The following is a 21,470-nucleotide window of genomic DNA, read 5'->3' on the forward strand; positions in this document are numbered from 1 at the left end:
TAAAATTATGGATATTCATTCATGCAAACCAAACACTATTTGACTCTAAGTGATGCGGAATTTCTATTGGATCACGCCCATCAATACGCAATTCAGAATAGCTTCAATGTCAGTATTGCCGTAGTCGATGAAACGGGCAATTTGCTTGCGATGAAACGTATGGATGGTGCAGCACCGATGACTGCAAATCTGGCCATTGAAAAAGCCAGATGCTCGGCGATGAGTCGTCGTCCATCCAAGCTGTTTGAAGATATTATCAAAGGCGGGCAGATGGGCTTTCTGACTATGGAAAGTTTCTCGGGAATGCTGGAAGGTGGCGAACCGATTCTGTATCAAGGGCAATTAGTGGGTGCGATGGGTGTATCAGGTGTGAAATCATTTGAGGACGCTGAGATTGCGCAGGTGGCGATTAAGAAGTTTTTGGCGCAGCAGGGCTAAACATTATACGCTTGAGAATGTACTTATCTTCTCAAGTCTAAGTTAAAAATAACTATCGGATAAGATAGTGATGCTGTTGTTTAACCATTTCATTATATTCTGTCGAGTTATACAGCTCTAAACAGCTCATTAATATGGCTGGCCTTGCTTGATTTTTATACACCTCAGTTTTTGCTTTCATAGATTGGTTTATATATTCTTTCAAATTTTTATACGCGGGTTCTTCATATGCACCCTGTTGGAAATACCCGCCCATCGCTAGAGCAGCCTCAGAACTGAGGGATTGATCCTGAGCCCTCGTCAGACAATAACTAAAGCCAAAATTTTTGATATTGAGCTCATCCGCATTTGATATGGATGGAATTAAGTCTTTTGCATAACATGCACTTATCACTAGACAACTAAAAAGTACAGCAATTATTTTCATTATCTTAAATTCCAAAACAGAATATCTGTGGTTCTTAGGCTCGGTGTATCATGAATAAAGTAGCAACTATCTCCACAATCATTTCCATTCCATAAAGTGACATGTCCAGAAGCATCTCCCCAGCCAGAGACTTTGAAAATAATAATTCCTTTTTTTTCTTTTAATTGTAATGATAAATCCTGGTTATTTTGAGGCTTGAAGGAGAGATCTGCATTTCCTAGATTTTGTTCAACAAAGCTGATCATCTCGCGAACCCTAAGTAAATAAGGTTTATGATCAGCGCCTCTGACTTTATAACCTCTGGTTGACTGTTTAATTGGCATTCCGCCGTAGTTGAAAGATCTACTTAATCTTAAAGCACAAGCATTTGCGTATCCTGTAGGATTTTCTTGATATAAAGCCATAGCTTGACCTCCCACCATAGAATACACATCACTTGCTGACATTTTTACCGGATAATATTTCCATAATTCGGAAAATAAAGGTCTTTTTGCTTGTATGGTCGAAGACCGACCACCAGCCCTTGCAGTTATACTCACCATATTTAATATTCCGTATCAATTATTATAGTTTTTCCTTTAAAAATATTTTTAAGTACTCCCTTACCTTCAGTATCAATATCAAGTGAAATCGTAAATGGATGAAATGAGTTGATCTCAGAAGATTCTGGTTTTATTTCTATATCAATAGTATCTCCTCGTGCATAACCTGAAGTTTCTATATGCAAATTCAAGTCATCAAAAAATCTAGATTTTCTTTTTAGAAGAATAAGGTTATCTCCATAACTCCAATAAATATTATTAATGATCTTTTCTTCTTTTTCTTCAATGTATTTAGTAGCTGTATCTGATATTAATTGATCAATTTTACTTGAGACAATACCATTATTCATAACAGCCAAATCAGAAGTTTTCAGAAATTTTGAACCACAAGTTGATGTGTCTCCTGCCGCAACAATGCTTCTACCCAGGACGACCATAAAGCCTCGATTAGAAGCAAGAGCTTTCGATAGGACATTACATTTAGGACAATAATGTACCATTCCATCCAAATGCACAGCTTTTCCTTCCACCAGAAAGGAAGGGTCGCCAAAAGTAATGATTCCCCCATGATCGGTTTTACAGCCGACTGTTATTAATGCTCTCATTATTATTTGGTTATTATTTTTATTAAAGACCATAATAACATGACAATATAAAATGAAAGGTTTAGTTTAAAATTCATTTAATCAGTTTGTATATAATGACTGAATGTATCTGAATATAGATACAAGCATTTTTGCTTTTAATTTTTTAAATATAGCCCTGTTGACTTTTAAAGTATTGAGTAACCCTCAATCTGAGTTAGCATATACAGTTACGAAAAAGCCGACTGTCTGAAGCCAAAGAGTCTCCCATGCTGTACCCAATACCCAAAAAAATCCAACTTGCCCCATCTCAAGCCAAATGGCAGCTTGCATCGAACCAATCGGTTTTGGTCTTAGTCGGATTACAAAACTTGCGTATGCAACAGGGCATACAAGAAAGTGCACTCATGGCAAATTTGATTCAACTGACCAATAAAGCCAAAACACTGGATATTCCCATTATCGATTTATATGGTGATGACCTGATGCAGGGCATGCAACAGCTTGGTGAATATGCCTCCACGCATCCACAACTGATTTTTGCCGGGCAGGTCACACCGATGCTCAAGCAAATCTTACCGCATTTGATGAGTGTGACGGATCAAATAGGTGTGGTCGATGACGCAATCTTATTGGCCAATCAGGAACAGCATATTCAGTGGATCGAAAATATTTCCAGTCAAGGTGTGCATCACTTAAATACTTATAGTCTGACCCGGTTGTGGGATTTAAGTGCGCCCTCAGACTATGTCTTATCAACCAAAGGTATTATGTTGGCTGTGGCAGAACAGCTAGACATAGATGCTCTGGAGATTGATTCCTATGTCGATTTAAGAAATTATGGATTGGACTCTGTAGCCGTGGTGAGTTTGGTCGGTGTATGGCGTGCACATGGTGCCAATATTCGTTATGAAGATGTACGACAGCATGCATCTTTGCATGAATTGGCAGGCTTCATTTTACAATCCTCAGGTTGATACGCTGCGATTGAGCATTTTTATGACCTAAATCGGAAATTTCATCAGCATTTACATAAAAGCGCATTGTAATTATGGGCGAAGCTTTCTATCATGGCCGCCTTGTTTTTCGCGATCAGCCTGGGATTGAACTTTGAGTAATTTTCTAACCGAACATCTGATACATTGTGATGACGATTTCATGGTCATCCACAAACCTGCAGGTTTACTCACAGTTCCCGGGAAAACAGAAGATTTACAAGATTGCCTGATTAACCGATTATTAAAAATAGAACCAAAAACCTTACTGATCCATCGACTGGATCGCGATACTTCCGGCATTCTCGTGTTTGGTCTAACAAAATGGGGACAAAAAAACATTTCCCGCCAGTTTCAGGAACGCCAGACCGACAAAACCTATCAGGCCGTGGTTGCCGGTACACTCGAAGGTGAAGGTAGCATTGAGGTGCCCGTGGTATATGACCCAAGCCGTCCGCCCTTACATATCGCAGATCCCGCACATAACAAGCCGGCCATCACGCATTGGCAGGCGATCGAACACTTTAATATTCAGGAACAAGCCGTGACTCGGGTGAAACTTACGCCAATTACCGGCCGTTCGCATCAGTTGCGTGTGCATATGCAATATCTGGGGCATCCGATTATCGGCGATACCTTATATGCGACACCTGAACAGCAACAGCTCAGCTCGCGTCTACATTTACATGCTGAACGTTTGAGTTTTTATCATCCTCAAACAGATCAGCTGGTCGAATTTTATTGTCCGGCGCCGTTCTAGGAAATACTTCTTGAATCGGCGTGAATTATGCTCACTTTTTAGTGGGCTTTATGTCAAAATACATTGCTTGAAGGTGTGAAATTTTGCTCCAATGACGTTTCGTGATTGAGCCTAATATTCATAATCTTGTACTTAAGATAAAGGTGGAAAAATTGCAGCAATTTGCTATTGGTCAACGTTGGTTATCAGATACTGAAACAGAACTCGGTTTAGGCGTTCTTATTGATGTTGATGAGCGGTCGGTTAGCATTTTATTCCCGAAAAGCGATGAAACTCGCGTCTATGCACGTAGCAATGCACCCTTATCTCGTATCGTATTTAATGTGAAAGATGAATTACAGGATCAGGAAGGGGCCAAATGGATTGTAGAATCCGTGGAAGACCGCAATGGCGTGGTGCGTTATCACGTCATTCGTACCCTGGAAGATGGGACTGAAGAACGTAAATCGCTGAATGAGACCCGCATTGGTGCCACCATCCAGCTGTCCAAGCCTCTAGACCGTCTATTGGCCAGTCAGGTCGATTATAAAGAATGGTATGACTTGCGCATTGAAGCGCTGCTGATGCAGGCCAATATGCAAAGCAGTCCACTGCGCGGTTTGGTCGGTTCACGTGTCGGCCTGATTCCGCACCAGTTGTATATTGCGCATGAAGTCGGTCAGCGTTTTGCTCCGCGTGTATTACTGGCCGATGAAGTCGGTCTGGGTAAAACCATCGAAGCGGGTTTGATTATCCATCAACAGCTGAAAACTGGCCGTTCTGAACGCATCCTGATTTTAGTACCAGATTCGTTGCAATATCAGTGGATGATTGAGATGCGCCGTCGTTTCAATCTTGAGTTCTCGTTATTTGATTTGACCCGTACTGCATCAATCAAAGAGCATGATCCTGAACAAAACCCATTCCTGACCGAACAAAAAATTATTGCCTCTGTCGATTTGATGGTCGACCATGAAGATCTGCGTGAACAGGCGCTCGAAGCCGGTTTCGACTTGCTGGTGGTCGATGAAGCACATCATTTGATGTGGAGCGAAGAAGATGGCGGTAATGACCGTTATGATCTGGTCGAAGAACTGGCTGAACATACGCCGGGCGTATTGTTATTGACGGCAACACCGGAACAGCTCGGGGTAGAAAGTCACTTTGCACGCCTGCGTTTACTCGATCCGCAGCGCTTTAACTCGCTGGATCGTTTCCTGGATGAAGAAGCGCAATATCAGCACACCGCTAAAATTGCAGAAGTGTTGATGTCAAATCTGCCACTTGAAGCAGAACATTTGACTGCGATTGAGGCCTTGTTGGGTCATGCAATTGAAGATCATCCTGAGCAGCGTTTCCGTGCCATTCACGAACTTTTAGACCGTCATGGTACCGGTCGTATCCTGTTTCGTAATACGCGTGAAGCCATTCAGGGCTTCCCGGGTCGTGACTGTCAGCCGGCACCATTACCAGCACCGGAACACTGGTCGAAAGATGGTAAGTTGCGTGAGCAAATGTGGCCTGAAGAAGCCCAGCTCGATGGTGCATGGATGGAAGCCGATCCACGCGTGATGTGGCTGATGGAGCGTTTACGTACCGATCTTAAACACAAGAAAGTCTTACTGATTGCGCGTAGCGGGCCAGTGGTTGAAGCGCTGGAAAATGTACTTCGCTTACATGCCGGTATTCGTACCGCGATGTTCCATGAAGGCATGAGCTTGTTAGAGCGTGATCAGGCTGCCGCTTATTTTGCTGAAGATTCGTATGGCGCGCAGATTTTACTTTGTTCGGAAATTGGTTCAGAAGGGCGTAACTTCCAGTTTGCATCTGATTTAATTCTGTTCGATCTTCCTGCCAACCCGGACGTTTTAGAGCAGCGTATTGGCCGTCTGGATCGTATCGGTCAGGAAAACCGGATTCAGATTCATGTGCCGTATCTGGTGAGAACTGCGCAAGAACGTATGTTCCGCTGGTATAACGAAGCCTTGAATATTTTCGGCAATATTTCCCCAACCGCACAAACCTTGCAAGAAAACTTTATTGTTCGCTTGAAAGACTGTCTATTGGCAGACAAAGGTCAAGTGTTTGAAGACCTGCTGGAAGAAGTCAGCGTGCAACGTGAAGCTTTGGAAGCTGAATTGCAGGAAGGTCGTGACCGTTTGCTGGAATACAACTCTTGCCGTCCGGTGGTGGCACAGGAAATTGTCAACGCACTTGAAGACTATGATGACAATACTACTTTGCCGATCTTCATGAAACGCTTTATGGCGTCCACGAATATTGACTTTGACGAGCAAAGTAACGGTACCGTGATCATCAAGCCAACAGATCAAATGCAGGTTCAAGGTTTGACGCTGGATGAAGAAGGCATCACTGCCACTTTCTATCGTGATCAGGCACAAATCCGCGAAGATGCGCAATACCTGACCCTGGAACATCCATTCACTGAAAGTGTGATGGAAATGATCAATACTCAAGGCTTTGGTAGCACCAACGTTGCGGTATTGAAATCTGCGGCACTGCCACAAGGTTCGGTATTGCTGGAAGTCTGGTTCAAGGTCGATGTGGTTGCACCGAAAGCATTGAACTTGCCATCAAGCCTGCCGCAACAATTAGTTCGTGTGTTATTAAGCGAGAAAGGTCAGGATCTTTCACAAAAAATTGCGCCTGAAATTTTAAAACCGTATCTACACCATTTAGATGGCAACAGCTGCCGCCAGGTAGTGAAAGCACGTCGTGATGTGATTGAGGCACGTTATCAGCAAGCACTTGAACTGGCACGTAGTGCATTGCCAAACTTCAAGCAGCAAGCCAAAGAAGTGTATGGCAATAAATGGCAATATGAAATTGACCGTCTGACCTATCTGAAACAGTTTAATCCAAGTATCCGTGAAGATGAAATTTCACGTTTACAGAAGTTGCAGAAAGAAGGTCTCGGCCTACTGGATGGTTTATCTGTGACGCCAGAAGCCATTCAGGTGATGGTAGTCGTCAAGCCTTAAGTTTTAAGCAATTAAAAAATGCAGCTTTCGGGCTGCTTTTTTTATGGCCGAAATTCGGCTTTTATATTGTTTTGGTCGGGGAATACTGGCCTGTCATTTTTCTTGTGTTTAAAATCAGCCTACTGAATAACAAGAACTAAAAAGTATGTCCAAAGCCTTTATTGGTCTCGGTGCCAAAACCACTCACGGTGGTATTGTGGTGGAAAGTGAGCCGTCTTTTATTATGAAAGGCATCGCCGTACATTTAAATGGCATGAAGCATTATTGTCCCAAATGCCAGACCATGGTCACCGCAATCTCCAGCGATTTATCTGTTACTGTCAAAGGACGGGCAATCGTCATCGCGGGGGATAAGGCCAGTTGCGGGGCGATTTTTCTACCGATGCAACATTTAACTGTATCGCAGAAATAAACCTTAAATTCTGAAGGAATACAGAGAAATGACTTTGAGGTCATTGTTTGAGCATTTTTGCACTGCCGAATCAAGGAATAGATCAGTAAGCTCATTCGATGATTTCAGGATGAATACGCGCTGCGTTTAAAAATAATGAAGCAAGCCCTACATTTTACCCATGCCAATGGTATTCCTGCGGCAACTTATCAAAAGTTTCTGGACTGTTTCCAGCAAGACTATGAGGTCAAAGCGATTCCCTTGATCGGCATGAACCCGCAATATCCAATTACGCGAGACTGGCGTTATCTGGTCGATGAAGTCATTGCAGATATCGAGCAGCAGTTTCCTCAGCAGCAAGTGATTGGCTTAGGACATTCCTTTGGTGGTCTGGTGACCCTGATGGCGGCGTATCGACGTCCCGAACTATTTTCCAAACTGGTCATTATGGATCCACCATTTGTGATTGGAAAAAATAGCGCCATGTTTGAACTGATTAAAAAGCTGAATCTAAAAAGTGTCGATCATTATACACCAGCAGGAATTACGCTAAAACGCAAAGATCATTGGTCATCGAAACAGGTCGCTATTGAAGCACTCCGGTTTAATCGCTTATTTAAAAATTTCGATGAGCAATGTTTTACTGATTATATCGAGAGCGGCATTCAGCCAGAACCTGAACGCGGTGGGGTGACTTTGAGCATTCCAAAACAGGTAGAAGCGGAGATTTTCCGGACTGTACCGGCATGGTGGTGGCGTACGCCAAGACGACCACCTGAAGTGCCGATTCATCTGATGACTGCAGAGCAGAGCCAGTTTTATCAGCAGGGTTTGCCGCAAGGCATGCACAAGATTTATCGGATCAATTATTCAGTGGTCGAAGGCGGACATATGTTTCCGCTTGAGTATCCGGAAGCCACTGCAAAGGCGGTCAAAGCCCAACTCGCACTTTTGTAATCATCATAAAAAAGAGACGTTGATTACGTCTCTTTTTATACTACTTCATGCAAATCGGAAAATTAACGCAGCTGCGAATCTTCCAGATGGCGAGCGCCTTCCAGAATCATCCGAATCATGAGCATGGTCTGTTCGGCAATTTCCTGGCGGTCTTCAGCCGGCATGTCAATGACATTGGCCCCCATGTTAAACACCAGTTGAGTAATGGCTTTGGCGGCAATATCGGCATGTAATAACTTTCTATTATTCAGGCGTTCCAGACGAATCAAATCATCCTGCAATTCCTGCTGAAAATAATTTAACTGGCGTTCTACAGCCTGTTTATACGATTTTGAACCGGTATAACCTTCACGCAATAACAGGCTTAAATTGCCTTCATCTGCATCCAGCTGAGCAATAAAAATTTCGACCGAACTACGAATAATACTGCTTTGTCGGGAGGCTTTTAAGCGTGCTTCATGCAGAATCTGACGTAATACAATCCCGGCACGATCAATCAGCTCAATGGCCAGCTCATCAATATCTTTAAAATGACGATAGAAACTGTTTGGCGCAATACCGGCCTCACGTGCGACTTCGCGCAGGCTCAACGATGCAATACTTTTTTGTGGACCAATCAGGTTTAATGCTGCCTGAAACAGTTCTTCTTTGGTAATGGTGGCCTTGCGACCGACACTCCGTACGATAATCGGCTCATCAATGCTTTTCGATTGTAGTAGAGATGCGTCACTGCTTATTTTCATTGAAGGCTCGTTCATCAATAGGTTCATGCATGAATCGTTTGATTATAACCGAGCACGACAGGCTTGTGAAATGAATGGAAACAATACACATGTATATACAAATATATATACATGTGTATAATAATTCAAAACCTCAAGATGATGTCGATAACGATGCATGTACTCCAAAAACTTAAAATGCCGTTGAATGCACTGTCTGACAGTGTCGTCGATCAGCATGCGATTAATTTCTGGATTCAGAAACTCAATCCTATATGGTCGTTGAATCAGCCATTGGGCAAGATTGTGCACAAGGAAAATGCTGCACAGGATATGCTGAGTCTGAAAATTCAAGTGAATCGTTTATTTAAGTTTGGTGAAGCGGGGCAACACCATCCAGTGTATGTGGTGGTGAAGGGCATTCGTTATGAACGTAGCTATAGTTTGACCCGTATAGATGCCCAGCATGTGTTATTGACCGTGAAAAAAGTCCATGCCGGTAAAGTCAGCACCTGGTTTGCAGAGCAGGCGCAAGTGGGTGATGTCATCGAATTTGGTCAGCCTTATGGCGATATGACTGTACCTCAGCAGGCGAGTCCACTGATCTTGCTTGCAGCAGGCAGCGGAATTACCCCAATGCTGAGCATGCTGGAAAGCCTGAGCAAAAAGGGTGAATTATCAACACCAGTGAGCTTGTGGTACTGGGTTAAAAAACATCAAGATGCAGCATTTAAAGCACGTTTCGAAGAACTTGCTCAGAAACATGCAAATTTCTCATTTCATGTTTATGCCACGCAAGAACAAGCTGCGGCAGCTCGTCTGAATGAAACTTATCTGACAGATTTGCAAAATCTGGAAAATAGCACGGTCTATTGCTGCGGCCCGTCAGGTTTTGTATCGACTGCAGAGCAGCTGTTTGCTTCAGCCAAAGAGTTTAAGGGTGAAGCCTTTAGCATGAGTCTGGCGGATCAATCCGATATCGGCTTTATTAATGTCACCCTGACCCAGTCGAAAAAAATTGTCAGTATTCCAAAAGGCCAGTCCATTTTGGTGAGTCTGGAACAACAAAATATCAAACCGACACATGGTTGCCGTATGGGCATTTGTAATAAATGCGCCTGCAATAAAGTGGAAGGTTCGACCAAGAATTTGGTAAACGGCGCACGAAATACTGAGCCAGGTAATCTGCTCAAAATTTGTGTTAACTCAGCGCAGACTGATCTAGTCATCGACCTATAAGCGAGTTTTATCCTATGAATATGCCAGTAAAATTTCAATATTTTAAAAATCCTAAAAACCGTGAATTATCACAAGTAGAACTCGATGAACTTGCACGTGAACTTGATGCGATCAAGCAAGAAGTGCTGGATGATTTAGGTGAAAAAGACGCGAAATATATCCGTCGTGTCTATTCAACCATCCGTTATTCATCAATTGCCGGTCGTGCGCTATTGTTTGCAGGCTGGTTCCCACCAGCATGGTTGCTAGGCACAGGTCTATTAGGCTTTGCCAAAATCATGGAAAACATGGAACTGGGTCACAATGTCATGCATGGTCAGTATGACTGGATGAATGATCCTAAAATGAATGGTCAGACCTATGAATGGGATATCGTAGGTACTTCGGATAACTGGCGTCAAACCCATAACTTTAAACATCATACTTATACCAATATTAAAGGTATGGATGATGATATCGGTTATGGTCTATTGCGTCTGTTCCCAGAACAGCGCTGGAAACCGGGTTATTTATTACAACCGATTTATGCGGTGCCATTCTGTTTGCTGTTCCAGTGGGGCGTGGCCATTCAGAACCTTGAATTGGGTAAATATTTCAAAGGTCGCAAAAGCAAAGAGCAGACCAAAGAAGAATGGCGCCCAATGCAGAACAAAATCGGTAAACAATTGTTTAAAGATTATGTGTTCTTTCCATTGATTGCAGGTCCTGCTGCGTTGCCAGTTTTGACGGGTAATATGGTGGCCAATGGTCTGCGTAATATCTGGACGTTCAGTATTATTTTCTGTGGCCACTTTACCAAAGATGTAGAGGTGTTCCCGAAATCGGTACTGCAAAATGAGAGCCGTGGTCACTGGTATATGCGCCAGATTCGTGGTTCATCTAACCTGACCGGTTCTGAAGCATTCCATATCTTGACGGGTCATTTGAGCCACCAGATTGAACATCATCTGTATCCTGATGTGCCTGCCCGTCGTTACCGCCAAATGGCGCCAAAAGTTCAGGCGGTGTGTGAAAAATATGGTTTGAACTACAACAATGCCAGTCTGGTAAAACAGTATGGCAGCGTAATCAAACGTATTGTGAAATATGCATTTCCGTTTAAGAAATAATATTTCTTAAAGCTAAAAACCACCTTATTTGAGGTGGTTTTTTTATGGATGAAGCTTATATTTAAACAAAAAAGTCTGGATGATTCAGTCATCAGATCTGCCTTAAAAGTATCATTGAGCGACAACTCATCTGTCATTTAAGTGCTTGTTAAAGATTATTATGGCGTATCAATAAAGCGGAAATTTTAAAGCCCTAATATGTCATTGAATCGGATGGTAGATTAATTTTTGGCAATTGCTGATCTTGTCCTTCCAGATAGCGTTGATGTGCCAAACTCAGCATTTCCTGATCTTCTTCGCTGTTACCATAGGCATAAATTTCAGCATAATCTTCCAGACGATATTTTTCTAAAATTCTCAGTTTCTTCTGCGCATTACTACAATCTGGAGTCTGATAAAATCCTGTTATTTTTCCAGCTTTGATTTCAACTTCGCTACACAGTAAATCGATATTTAAATAGGTACAGACCGGTTTCAAGTATAAATCCAGTGATGCTGAAACCAGCGCGATCTCATGACCCAGTTGCTGATGTTGCCGAAGTTGCTGCAACAATTTTGGATTAAACTTAAAGACCAGCTGCTGGGCATAGTCCTGCGCCAGTTGTAAAATTTCTTCTGCATCGCTGTCCTTAAACATGTTGCCATACAATTTTGGACGCATCGCATGGGCAGGGTACAGCTTCAGATAATAGGCCTGAATCCAGGGCAGGAGACGAATGCCGCGTCTTAAAATATGCCGTTTTTTCAAGGCATAGAAAATGAACCCGGTAAAACTGTCGTCTGTATACAGGGTGCCATCAAAATCAAATAAGGCTAGAGTTTTAGGTGTTTGATTTTGCGCATGCATGTTTGATATCGACCATCGACACGGGTGGCAAACCAGTTGGTATTGTAATCACGACTCAGTTTTGGTCCAGAAATGACCACTTCCGGCATGATTGCATACATCGGATCTTTGCCTGTTTTTTCCTGATAGAGCTTGCTGATCCCACGATAGGTCATGGTATCTTCAAAATCTTTCTCTTTTTCTTTCTTTAAATCGGCGCGGATTTGACGTTCGGTAATAATAAAATTATTTTTCGCAAATACACTGATCAGCTCACGCTCGGATTGACTCTTCTGCGAACGGATCGCGCCATCTTTGTTGTAGAGTAATAAATCGCCATCCAGATCGAGTTCAGCTTCAGTTAAATCATTGAGCATGCTCTGAAAAGCGGCATTTCGGCTGGAATACATGCCCGAGTTATAGTCTGCAAAACGGTAGATCGGTTTGTCATAATCTGCAGGATACATCATCAGACGATGAATCCCGTAATATAGGCCGCCATATTGCGTATAGACATCGGAGCGTAAGGCTGCGATGTTGCCACCTTGACGTTTATATTCCTTGACATAACTAATATGCACTTGCATTGAACCCAAAGTGGTAATCGGATTCATTTTCTCGCCAATGTTCTGGCCGACCAGTTTTGCAGCACCGGTCAGTGCGCTGACATGGTAATGCTTCGACATATAGTCAAATATTTCACGATATAACTCATCTAATTCGCGTTCGGTTTTTACCCGGCGCATCTGGCTTAAATAGTTATCTTCTGGGCTTGGATGGTTCTTGAGTACTTCCTGGAAATATCCCGCAACTGTTCCACCGATTGCTTGTCCGAGTTTATCTTTAAATTTTTCTTCAAGACGATCCTGAACTTCTTTAACCGCTTTTTCTCCCAGACCTGGTACTGTAGGGTCTGCCACAAAATTGGATTCCTGATCGACCACGGCCACAATCGTGCAGACATTTTCCTTGGTTTGAGGAATACCCAGCTGTTCGGTGATGTCGTAAATATCTTGTGCCCAGGACTCACGCTGATTTACCCGACTCGGAATTGCTTTACGAATATGTTCAACTTCAAGTGTCGGTTCATCATCTTTTGACCACCATGAGCCATTGCCACAGCCGGCAAGACCCAGAGAAAGTGCAAGTACAGACAATGACTTAACAGAAAAACAATCAGCAAAAGTTTTATTCATGGTGTGGTAAATTAATTGAAAAGATGAGCGAATAAGGCAGATGCAGTATACTATGCCCATCAAAAAAGTGATGAATTTATATGTATATTGGTCCATATCAACTGTCAAACAATTTGATTGTCGCCCCGATGGCAGGTGGGATAGATTAATCACATATACATTATAAAAATTATTATTTATTAGCATCTTACTGAATAGCCGCATGGTGCAAGGTGCAAAATAGGTGCAACCATGCGGCAATTAATCAATAATTTAGCAATCAATGGTTCATTGCTACCCAGTCTTTCTTAGACTCTTTTTGTATTGCTTCAAGCCAGAATGCTACATCACTTAGATGAACATAAAAAGGTGAGTTACGTCCATCAGATTTGAATGCTGGAAATGGAAGAGTGCATTTATTTGCACGCTTATTTGCCTGCTCAATTGTAAGATGAGGCAAGTAATCAGGCAAGAGCTCTTCAAGTTTGATTACAGGTTTACGATACTTCATGAGTAACATAAAACTGATATCAACCGGATCATCAATTTTCATAGCTGCTCCCATTATGAAATCTCCTTCAAACTTTGTTTTACTGATTCCGGTAACCCGAAAAAATCATTTAGAGTTTTATTGAATTCACCGCTTTCAATGAATTGGTCCATCAGATTGACTTGTTTATCGATATTGCTATCTTCACAGGGCTCACACGGTTTTTGAGTATCACTCAACTTTATTCTCCCGATCCATTTACCATAGCTTGGTAAACTTGAAGAGTAGGGTGTCGGAACAATCTCTCTCCCAGGGGCGCATTTTCGTTAAGGCATTCAGAGTTAGCTTTAGTGCCTCTTTGGATCATTGCTTCAGTTGGCTCTTTCGGTACTAAAATAAAACCTTCCGGCACCGCCTGGGCTTTTGCCTCCTTCCATGCTGACCAACTAAAAAGAAGGGATGTGATTAATTTTCCACACTTCTTTTCAATATCAGCAGGAACATCAGTACGTTTGATGTATGCTCCAAATTCAAAGAAGGTGTATTGCGCAACATGCTCAAGACGTTTAAAGCATTCAGTCTGCTCAAATTCAGTTTTTAATTTTTCGATATCCATCACGCCACCTTCACATCTAAATAATCAGGGTTATCCAGGTGCTCTTCATATTCATCGAATAGCACCTGACATGCCGCATTACCTGTTAAATCTTTCTTTAAGAGCACATAACTCAAAGTTTTACGTGTGCCTTTGCCGCTAAATGTCGAGCTGCCATCCGAAAGTTCATTTTTGGTATAACCCAATTTTTCCAGCCAAAGCTTGAATCCGACTTCATGCTTCTTTTTAATTCTGAAGATCATCTGTACCCCCAAGTATTCGCAAAATTTCGCAGGCAATCATCAATACCAAATAAATTAATGTTGCGGTAAGTTCTGACTCGACCCTTGTACTGCACAAGCAGCACGCGGGTCATTGAAGAGTAGGAGTAACTCATGAAGCCTCCCCAGTTTCAGCAGCTTGGATCAAGGCATCTTTGCGCTGTGCATACAGGCTAAGTAGTTCCTGATGATCCGCTGGACGTAATTTAGCTGCAGGTATCGCTGGTGCCAGTCGTTCTAAAGTTTCAACGGAATCCATGTCATATATCCGGTTGATCAGAACTTGCTTCTTCTTTTTGTAGAACAGATCGATAGAGGCACTACCATGCTCAGCACTTTCTACTGCCGCTTGTTTGCGTGCAGTGTTTTCAATTTGATCAATCAAACTAGGTTGCACGACTTCAATGACTTCATCTGCGATTGGTTCAGGTTCAACCTTCGGCGTGTATTGCTCTGGATCCAGCTCAAGCAATTTATCTTCCGTAAGCTTGCACAAGTGCTGTTGATCTTTTTGATCTAAGTGTCCATTGGCCAGAAATACGTGACGGAATGAAAGAACGTCATCCTCCTTAGTAAACTGGTCAATTTGTGCTGTGAACTTCTCAACAAGCTTTACCGGGTCGGTTTCAACTGAATCCGCTTCAATTTCTGTAACTGGAGTTTCAGTATTAATAGTGGCTTCTTGCTCTATGGCTTCAATAGGCTGAATCAGCTCTGGCTCAGGCTGTTTTTCAATATCTGGTACAGCATCACCTGGGCCAGCTGGAATGCTAGCCTGTTCAGTCTCATTCTTAGCTTTGGTTGAGCGTCTCTTTTTAGGTTTGCCTGTATTGTCTATAGTTGGGGGATAGACAATAATTCGACCAAATAGCTCACCCATTGCCACTAATTGTAATTCGGCATTTTCTTTATCCGCCTGAGCAAAACCATTGTCGACAGCTTTGAAATACTCCATGCACTGTTTGCTGTATTTAACCTGTGAGATATGGTCAGGATGAATAATAAAGATTTCCTGATCTTCCACGACATCATCAAGAGTCAAAGGCTTGGTAAATGTAATACCAGCCAGCTCCATTGTTTCAATCTTGATGCAGAACTCATAGCCTGGCATAGCGAAAATTGTGGCAGGGAACTGAGACAGATCATCAAAATCCATTAACTCACCAACAGCGCGGCACATGATATTTCGGCCAGCCATCATTGCCTCAAAAGCTTCTTTGCTATTTAAAATTTTCATGCTGTCATTGCTCCCTTAGCTACTCGTTCTATTTCATTTTTTACGGCTTCAAATTTGGAAGCTTCTATCTGGTTGAGAGCATCAAGCCCTAAGTGTTCACACACTGTTTTTGCATCAAGGCCACAGGTATCGATAAAGTCCTGTAGATCTGCAAGCTGCTCATCAGAAATACCATTGAACTCTGGTGGATCTACCCAGGCATTACGTTGCTTATCGAACGTGCACTTCATTTCTAGGGCACGACGGACTAATTCAGCACGCATATTCTTGTAATACAGATGAGTGTCTTCAAGAGACTGAGTGAGCTGATTTAGATCACTCGCATACTGGGCCTCACCACAGCTTTGTACCCAGTTTTCTAGATCTTCTTGAGCCTTGATTGCGGCCAATTGATCAGGTGTCAGGGTATTGATATGGTCCTTGGCTTGCTTGATGAGGTCGGCCAGAAATGTAGGACTGGTCTTTAGATCTGGCACCCATACTTCACCAGTATCACCACCTAAACCACCCGCATTTTTAGCGTGATGGGTAGGGCAAGGCTTAAAGCTAATTACTCGAGCATTCTTACCTTCACCAGTAGTGACTGTGGTCAAATAGCCCATGATGTCAGCAATGCGATATAGCTCATTACGGTTTTTACCACCCAGATCAGGGCGATAAATTACCTGGTCACCGCTTTGATCTTCAGAGGCATGGGCAATAAACACCACATCCTTCCCTGAAGCGATCAGAGTGTTCACGTATTGCTTAAAGATGTTGTTGGCCAAGCCCTGGGCTTTAAGCTTTAACGATCCATCTTTCTGTTTGTTAGTCGCATTGAGCATTAAATGTGTTTTGATGCTTTCAAGCATTGCACCAACGGTATCGATCACAATGGTGTTATATGGTTCAAGATCAGCCATTGTTAGGTTTGCTACATCAGACCACTGGTGAGCCTGAACTACAGCACCGCGACGAAGTTCACCAGTACGGTGAGAACCTTTGTCAAAGTCGAATGAAATAGCTTTATCACCAGTAAAGCCGATAGATGTTTTACCCAAGCCTGGATCTGCATACAGGTAAACAATAATTGCCTGAACTAGCAGTGCTTGATTCGCCGGAATAATATTAATCGCCATCTCAACGTACTCCTGCAGAACGGTTATTACGTTTAAAGTTTTTATAGTCTTCAGATGCAAAGAAGCCCGTACTTTCTAAAGCTTGATGACGCTTGTTCTTGCGCATAGCAACACGCGCATTTTCCAATCCATCTAAAATCCATTGCGGAGTAAGAGATTTATCCATTTTCCTTAATGAGCCGTCCGGCTGAATGGAATAGATAGTTGTGTTGCAGAAATAGTCAGCAATAGTTCCTGAGCTTTTGACACGTAGGGCAAAATAGCTCGCCCGGGTTTTACCCACTCGATAGATTTCAAGTCCTTCAAAGGTCTTGATGTATTCAGAGAAATAACGATGAGTTGAGCCAAATTCTACCGGCATTGGTATTACAGGTAGCTCATCTGCTTTGAATTGCAGGAAACCGGTGTAAAGATCCACAAAATTAATTTGAGTTCGATCATTTAAAGGAGACCAGTCATCAGAGCCACATTCACACCAGTAGACCGATTGACCATTCAAAAGCGCTTCAAAGATTTGATCAGCAGAATTTAAGATCATGACTGCACCTCCACCAAACGATGCTTCATGATGTAACCAGCGATCATTGAATTGATTTCGCGATGATCCTGGTGATCAGTGAAGTCTTTATATGGATTGCCATTGGCATCAAATACATTGATTTCACCTAGTTCAACGACTTCTACATTCGTGAATTCGGAACCTGGTACACCGTAATCATCCGGGTATGCTTCAACTTCAAACGAAGTGATTTCCAAACGGAAACCATCCAGATTTACGACTGCTTCACCGCGCATATCGTCGAGCATCTTTAAAGAGACGATTCCATATTCAGATTGAATATTTTTAGCTGGTGCTACTTGGTCAGTACCAAAGTCAGCAAGATGAGCAAACGCCAAGGCGCTTACAGTTAAGGCAGCGGTAAACAGAGTTACCTTGAAGCTATTGTGTGGAGTTAATTTTGTGTTCATAATTACTTTACTCACTGAGAGAGAGTGGGTCATGCCTCAGGTAGTTGCCATCTACGCTGAGGTTTTTTGTTGTCTGTGAGATAAATATTAGGCATTCCTAATAAATAAGTAAATAGGTATTCCTAATATTTTTTGAATTATTTTTATATTTAGGATTTAATAGGCAAAAGAAAACCCACTATCAAAGGTGATAGAAATGAGTCTAGAAAATGAAATGCACGAATGGCGTAAGCAGTTGGTTGAAAAATTACTACTAAATGGCGTTAAGACTGAGGATTTAGAAAAACATATAAATGTGGCGGAGATGGCAATATATGGAAATCAAATTGCCACTGTAACTATTGAATGCCCATTTAAATTTGCAGATGAATTAAAAGCCATCCTTCAAGATTTCTCAAAGAAGAATGACTGCTATGTAATTACTAAGACTACTGGTTAGAACGTGCGCGGTCCACCAGTGGATGGTTTCTGATGTACGCGATTTTTACCAAGTTCAGCATTAATTTCATCGAGGCTTTCGTTATAGGTTTCAACCCAGAGCTGAGCGCTTGTTTTATCATAAGCAATATGGTCTTTATCAGCAATTTTGGTTTTAGTAAGCTCTAACGCTAGGGCTTCTATAATTTCAGGTTTCATATTTTCTCCGGTATTAATGGTTATTTAAGATCAATGTTGGCACAAAGTCTTAAGCTCATAATATCAGGGAAAATATGGATTTATTAGAAAAAGAAAACCCATCACAGGGATGGGTTATTTGGAGTTTGTTAAAATGAGCAAGAAGAAATTTCGAGCTGAATTATATAAAGCTTATGTTGCCTCAGGCATACATGACCATGCCCTTATACAGGAATATATTAAAGTTGCCGAAGCTTTTGTGCTTGATAACCAAGAGATTACTGTTAGCGGTTTTCGTGCACTTACTGAAAAAATTAGCACCAATAACGGCCACTCTAATGGCTCTCGTGCTCTTGGTAGAGAGTAGTTATTTTTTACTCTTTTTTAATGAGCTTACAGACTGCATAGTTAAGCCAATTCCGGCCTCCAGATCATCTAATCGCTTAACAATATGATCTAGTTTAATACCAATATGGTTATGTTCCATTACCGCAATAGGAACCCCGCAATTGGAGCATTGTACAAACCAAAACAAAAGATCTGACTTGCCCAAGTTTTGGCTTGAAAGCTCAAAGCTGTGCGATCCACAGCTACCGCATTTTGTTTCTGCCATATTTTTCTCCACCCGATCCAAGAGCCGCTCGAGTATGCGGCAAGGTATTTTTATGAAATTAGAAACGCTTGTTTTAATAGAAGATCGGCTTCATCCCGGCTCAACCCAAATTTATCTGGAGCACATAAAAGAAGATGTGCCTGAATTTTTTGTGCCAGTAGGCGATTACAACAAGCCGATTGGTTATTTGAAATTTAAAAATATCGCTAAAAAAGGCTGCTTTGAATTAAGCTCATTAGAGAGCCCAGATTATCCCAACCCACATCCACAATTTTCGTTGACAGGTGTTTTATATTCTCGGCGGGCAGCTCTTGAAGCAAACCACGTAATCTCTGCTTATCAGCAGGCGATAAATCGGATTGATCCACCTTTAATTGCAAAATAGTGCGAATGGTATCAGCCTCAAACCTTACAGTTACTACACCTAAAATCGCTGAAAGACCACCATCATCTTTTAGAAAATCCAAGCCTTTTTCTGTGATTTCCGGCTTCATGATAAGAATGGAGCCACCACCATCTCCAGATTTACTATGCACCACTTTGGTGGAGTTCTCGGTAAGAAGGCTATGACCCTTGAGATAGTTCAAATTGATAGCAATTTTATGATACTCAGCACTATCTGGCTTTCGCTCATAATCAGTCCATACAAATGGGTAGCACTCTGCGATCTTACTTAACAACTCAAGCTGTAATTCTCGATCCAATATCATATAGCTTCCTGCTTATTGAGCCGCGTCGGGTTCGCGTTTTTTATTAATTAGTCTCAGGTGATTTGCTTAGGGCTTTATCCTGATACATTTTTTCATCTGCCTCTATGATAGCTGCTGATAGACCGTATGCTGGATTTCGCATTGCAAAACCAATTGCAGCACTAATGCCAGCTTTTGCAATAGCAGTTTGAATTCTGGTTGCAAGTTTATCCGCATTTTCTCGGCTGGTTTCAATACTAAGTACAGCAAATTCATCACCACCTAAACGAGCGACAATATCATTATTGCGTACAGTGTTTTTGAGGGTTAAAGCCATTCTTTGAATGAGTTCATCACCTGCAGCATGCCCCAAAGTATCATTGGTGATCTTGAGGTCATTAAGATCAATCATAAGAATAGCAACAGGGTGACCATATCGTTTGCAGCGCTTTTCTTCTAATTCAATTAACTGGTCCCAAGCACGACGGTTAAAAAGGCCAGTCATCGGATCGGACAATGCCTCCATTTCAAACCGTTCAGCTTTACGTATGTACTCAGCGGCTTTTAATTCAGCTTGAATATTATAGCTAAGCACTTGTGCTAGCAGCTCAAATAATGGAGCTTCCTCGACCAGATTTTTAGACTGAGGTTCGGGATCAATTGCACAAAGAGTGCCAAACAAGGAACCATCTTCTTTTAAAAGAGGTTGACCGATATAGGCTTTAATAGTGACAAGTTTATTTATTGGTGCATCTGTATAAACTTGAACATCGGGCGAGTAAGGGGCAATGCGGGGCGCATTATTTTGTACCATGTGTGAGCAGAACGAATCTGCCCATCGAAATACTTGTCCTGGCTTAACGTTATAGCCATTATCTTCACTTAGTAACACGATCCAGTCATCACCTTCGGTACGGGTAATCATCCATAACTTAAATCCAAATCGTTGAGATAAGAATTTTAAAATAGCTTGGCCAGCCTCTTCGAAATTCTTAAAGTTAATATTATTCATTAAGTTAGTCCGTATTTGTGCTAAGAGAGATATGAAAAAACAATTTTTAGACTACAGCGTCATATATTATAATTTTAAACTGATAGGAATATTACTTCATATAATAAAAAGACAACCCACCACTGGGGTAGGTTGTCCTAGAACAATAATCTTATTTTTTGTATTCAGTAATACTGATAGGTTTGTCTTTCATAAACTCTACAATACCTTCACCAGCTTTGAAGTGAATTGAAACACCATCATTATTGGCTAAACGCATACCACTTCCTGAAATAGCTCGCTTAAGGTGATAAACCTTGCCAGAATTATCTGTCATTTCTGCAGTTTCAAAATTATCCGAAGATTTCAATTCAACTGTAAGATCCATTGGACCAGTAAAGTTAATTACCTGAGTTTCAGCCGGAGTATTGCTCACAACTTTTTCTTGTACCACTTCGTTTTTTGGATTTGAAGTACAGCCAGCAATTGCTAATCCTAACAATGCTGCACCTAACAAATATTTCATTGATACTTACCTTTCTATTTATGAATCATAGGTATCTTTATATTAATTGTTATAATGTAACATTTAAAGACAATGAACCGTACCGGGTTTGTCGGAGACTTTTTTATTTAAGTTAGGCCACCTGACCTAACGGATTAATCTTATCATAGTACATTGCTTCAAACTCAAAAGGCGATACATAACCCAGTGCACTGTGTACA

Annotated in this window: 29 protein-coding genes and 1 pseudogene; 11 read left to right on the top strand and 19 right to left on the bottom strand. The window is 41.8% G+C overall.

Translation table 11 applies throughout. The features are described 5' to 3' along the window. Positions 1–21 precede the first annotated feature (21 nt). Positions 22–438, top strand: a complete 417-nt coding sequence (locus tag FTT75_RS09180; protein WP_180000783.1) for a heme-binding protein — start codon at positions 22–24, stop codon at positions 436–438. A gap of 52 nt (positions 439–490) precedes the next feature. On the opposite strand, the gene FTT75_RS09185 is transcribed toward FTT75_RS09180, so the two are convergent. Genes FTT75_RS09185 through FTT75_RS09195 form a run of 3 tightly spaced genes read right to left on the bottom strand, consistent with a single transcriptional unit; the run spans position 491 to position 2,012 of the window. Then, the gene (locus tag FTT75_RS09185) at positions 491–865 is read right to left on the bottom strand and encodes a hypothetical protein (protein WP_005171505.1); all 375 of its coding nucleotides are present in this window, start codon (positions 863–865) and stop codon (positions 491–493) included. Continuing rightward, positions 865–1,407, bottom strand: a complete 543-nt coding sequence (locus tag FTT75_RS09190; RefSeq protein ID WP_180186288.1) for a type VI secretion system amidase effector protein Tae4 — start codon at positions 1,405–1,407, stop codon at positions 865–867. Before FTT75_RS09190 ends, FTT75_RS09185 begins: the two co-directional genes overlap by 1 nt. Before the next feature lie 2 nt (positions 1,408–1,409). Continuing rightward, entirely contained in the window at positions 1,410–2,012 is a 603-nt protein-coding gene (locus FTT75_RS09195) for a PAAR domain-containing protein (RefSeq protein ID WP_005171500.1), read from the bottom strand. A 248-nt stretch (positions 2,013–2,260) separates the two neighbouring features. On the opposite strand from FTT75_RS09195, the gene FTT75_RS09200 reads away from it, so the two are divergent. The 5 genes from FTT75_RS09200 (at position 2,261) to FTT75_RS09220 (ending at position 8,075) form a co-directional block, all read left to right on the top strand. Next, positions 2,261–2,968 (top strand): phosphopantetheine-binding protein, encoded by a 708-nt coding sequence (locus tag FTT75_RS09200; protein WP_180186289.1) that lies wholly within the window; start codon positions 2,261–2,263, stop codon positions 2,966–2,968. A gap of 133 nt (positions 2,969–3,101) precedes the next feature. Continuing rightward, positions 3,102–3,746, top strand: a complete 645-nt coding sequence (locus tag FTT75_RS09205; protein ID WP_180186290.1) for an RluA family pseudouridine synthase — start codon at positions 3,102–3,104, stop codon at positions 3,744–3,746. A gap of 143 nt (positions 3,747–3,889) precedes the next feature. After that, positions 3,890–6,727 carry an RNA polymerase-associated protein RapA gene (gene rapA, locus FTT75_RS09210; protein ID WP_180186291.1) on the top strand — a complete coding sequence of 946 codons (2,838 nt, stop codon included), beginning with the start codon at positions 3,890–3,892 and terminating at the stop codon, positions 6,725–6,727. Positions 6,728–6,872: 145 nt separating this feature from the next. Next, positions 6,873–7,139, top strand: coding sequence for a PAAR domain-containing protein (locus FTT75_RS09215; protein WP_180086231.1), 267 nt, complete (start codon positions 6,873–6,875; stop codon positions 7,137–7,139). Between the two features lie 135 nt (positions 7,140–7,274). Further along, positions 7,275–8,075, top strand: coding sequence for an alpha/beta fold hydrolase (locus FTT75_RS09220; protein ID WP_180000872.1), 801 nt, complete (start codon positions 7,275–7,277; stop codon positions 8,073–8,075). Between the two features lie 62 nt (positions 8,076–8,137). Here the strand turns inward: FTT75_RS09220 and fabR are convergent, their stop codons facing one another. Further along, positions 8,138–8,818 carry an HTH-type transcriptional repressor FabR gene (fabR, locus tag FTT75_RS09225; RefSeq protein WP_005096625.1) on the bottom strand — a complete coding sequence of 227 codons (681 nt, stop codon included), beginning with the start codon at positions 8,816–8,818 and terminating at the stop codon, positions 8,138–8,140. A gap of 153 nt (positions 8,819–8,971) precedes the next feature. Here fabR and FTT75_RS09230 point away from each other — a divergent pair, with 153 nt between their 5' ends. Then, the gene (locus FTT75_RS09230; protein WP_100355063.1) at positions 8,972–10,036 is read left to right on the top strand and encodes a flavin reductase family protein; all 1,065 of its coding nucleotides are present in this window, start codon (positions 8,972–8,974) and stop codon (positions 10,034–10,036) included. Positions 10,037–10,050: 14 nt separating this feature from the next. Then, entirely contained in the window at positions 10,051–11,145 is a 1,095-nt protein-coding gene (locus FTT75_RS09235) for an acyl-CoA desaturase (protein WP_005096627.1), read from the top strand. A gap of 193 nt (positions 11,146–11,338) precedes the next feature. On the opposite strand, the gene FTT75_RS09240 is transcribed toward FTT75_RS09235, so the two are convergent. Next, on the bottom strand, positions 11,339–11,992 hold the full coding sequence (locus FTT75_RS09240; protein ID WP_005096629.1) for an HAD family hydrolase: 654 nt from the start codon (positions 11,990–11,992) through the stop codon (positions 11,339–11,341). Further along, positions 11,959–13,167: a DUF1615 family protein gene (locus tag FTT75_RS09245; protein ID WP_005096631.1), complete on the bottom strand. Its 1,209-nt coding sequence runs from the start codon at positions 13,165–13,167 to the stop codon at positions 11,959–11,961. The genes FTT75_RS09240 and FTT75_RS09245 overlap by 34 nt, the downstream gene beginning before the upstream one ends. Before the next feature lie 80 nt (positions 13,168–13,247). On the opposite strand from FTT75_RS09245, the pseudogene FTT75_RS16045 reads away from it, so the two are divergent. Further along, positions 13,248–13,313: pseudogene (locus FTT75_RS16045) on the top strand (hypothetical protein); the annotation flags it as partial. A gap of 113 nt (positions 13,314–13,426) precedes the next feature. On the opposite strand, the gene FTT75_RS09250 reads toward FTT75_RS16045, so the two are convergent. The 8 genes from FTT75_RS09250 to FTT75_RS09285 form a co-directional block, all read right to left on the bottom strand. Further along, positions 13,427–13,699, bottom strand: coding sequence for a pyocin activator PrtN family protein (locus FTT75_RS09250; protein ID WP_228145466.1), 273 nt, complete (start codon positions 13,697–13,699; stop codon positions 13,427–13,429). Between the two features lie 11 nt (positions 13,700–13,710). Then, entirely contained in the window at positions 13,711–13,875 is a 165-nt protein-coding gene (locus tag FTT75_RS09255) for a hypothetical protein (protein ID WP_180186292.1), read from the bottom strand. Between the two features lie 2 nt (positions 13,876–13,877). Beyond that, positions 13,878–14,252, bottom strand: coding sequence for a hypothetical protein (locus FTT75_RS15860; protein ID WP_257230356.1), 375 nt, complete (start codon positions 14,250–14,252; stop codon positions 13,878–13,880). Continuing rightward, complete coding sequence (locus FTT75_RS09265) at positions 14,252–14,494, bottom strand: hypothetical protein (RefSeq protein WP_180186293.1); 243 nt, start codon at positions 14,492–14,494, stop codon at positions 14,252–14,254. The genes FTT75_RS15860 and FTT75_RS09265 overlap by 1 nt, the downstream gene beginning before the upstream one ends. Positions 14,495–14,624: 130 nt before the next feature. Then, positions 14,625–15,749, bottom strand: a complete 1,125-nt coding sequence (locus tag FTT75_RS09270) for a hypothetical protein (protein ID WP_159137909.1) — start codon at positions 15,747–15,749, stop codon at positions 14,625–14,627. Beyond that, the gene (locus FTT75_RS09275; protein WP_159137908.1) at positions 15,746–16,867 is read right to left on the bottom strand and encodes an ATP-binding protein; all 1,122 of its coding nucleotides are present in this window, start codon (positions 16,865–16,867) and stop codon (positions 15,746–15,748) included. Before FTT75_RS09275 ends, FTT75_RS09270 begins: the two co-directional genes overlap by 4 nt. 1 nt (position 16,868) lies before the next feature. Next, the gene (locus FTT75_RS09280) at positions 16,869–17,405 is read right to left on the bottom strand and encodes a hypothetical protein (RefSeq protein ID WP_180186294.1); all 537 of its coding nucleotides are present in this window, start codon (positions 17,403–17,405) and stop codon (positions 16,869–16,871) included. After that, positions 17,402–17,836, bottom strand: coding sequence for a hypothetical protein (locus FTT75_RS09285; protein ID WP_180186295.1), 435 nt, complete (start codon positions 17,834–17,836; stop codon positions 17,402–17,404). Before FTT75_RS09285 ends, FTT75_RS09280 begins: the two co-directional genes overlap by 4 nt. Before the next feature lie 196 nt (positions 17,837–18,032). On the opposite strand from FTT75_RS09285, the gene FTT75_RS09290 reads away from it, so the two are divergent. Then, positions 18,033–18,275: a hypothetical protein gene (locus tag FTT75_RS09290; RefSeq protein WP_180186296.1), complete on the top strand. Its 243-nt coding sequence runs from the start codon at positions 18,033–18,035 to the stop codon at positions 18,273–18,275. Here FTT75_RS09290 and FTT75_RS09295 read toward each other — a convergent pair. Continuing rightward, entirely contained in the window at positions 18,272–18,472 is a 201-nt protein-coding gene (locus tag FTT75_RS09295; RefSeq protein WP_180186297.1) for a hypothetical protein, read from the bottom strand. The two genes, FTT75_RS09290 and FTT75_RS09295, sit on opposite strands and share 4 nt — an antisense overlap. Positions 18,473–18,605: 133 nt before the next feature. Here FTT75_RS09295 and FTT75_RS09300 point away from each other — a divergent pair, with 133 nt between their 5' ends. After that, entirely contained in the window at positions 18,606–18,818 is a 213-nt protein-coding gene (locus tag FTT75_RS09300) for a hypothetical protein (protein ID WP_004893802.1), read from the top strand. On the opposite strand, the gene FTT75_RS09305 is transcribed toward FTT75_RS09300, so the two are convergent. The 4 genes from FTT75_RS09305 to FTT75_RS09320 all read right to left on the bottom strand — a co-directional run bounded on the left by FTT75_RS09305 (position 18,819) and on the right by FTT75_RS09320 (position 21,270). Continuing rightward, entirely contained in the window at positions 18,819–19,064 is a 246-nt protein-coding gene (locus FTT75_RS09305) for a hypothetical protein (protein ID WP_004893803.1), read from the bottom strand. It lies immediately after the preceding gene. Positions 19,065–19,270: 206 nt separating this feature from the next. Continuing rightward, on the bottom strand, positions 19,271–19,774 hold the full coding sequence (locus FTT75_RS09310; protein ID WP_180186298.1) for a hypothetical protein: 504 nt from the start codon (positions 19,772–19,774) through the stop codon (positions 19,271–19,273). Positions 19,775–19,817: 43 nt separating this feature from the next. Beyond that, complete coding sequence (locus FTT75_RS09315; protein ID WP_180186299.1) at positions 19,818–20,765, bottom strand: sensor domain-containing diguanylate cyclase; 948 nt, start codon at positions 20,763–20,765, stop codon at positions 19,818–19,820. Positions 20,766–20,916: 151 nt separating this feature from the next. Further along, complete coding sequence (locus tag FTT75_RS09320) at positions 20,917–21,270, bottom strand: hypothetical protein (RefSeq protein WP_180186300.1); 354 nt, start codon at positions 21,268–21,270, stop codon at positions 20,917–20,919. Positions 21,271–21,470: the final 200 nt, after the last annotated feature.

Origin of the sequence: Acinetobacter sp. YH01008, assembly GCF_013420435.1 — a bacterium.
GTDB classification, from domain to species: domain Bacteria; phylum Pseudomonadota; class Gammaproteobacteria; order Pseudomonadales; family Moraxellaceae; genus Acinetobacter; species Acinetobacter pseudolwoffii.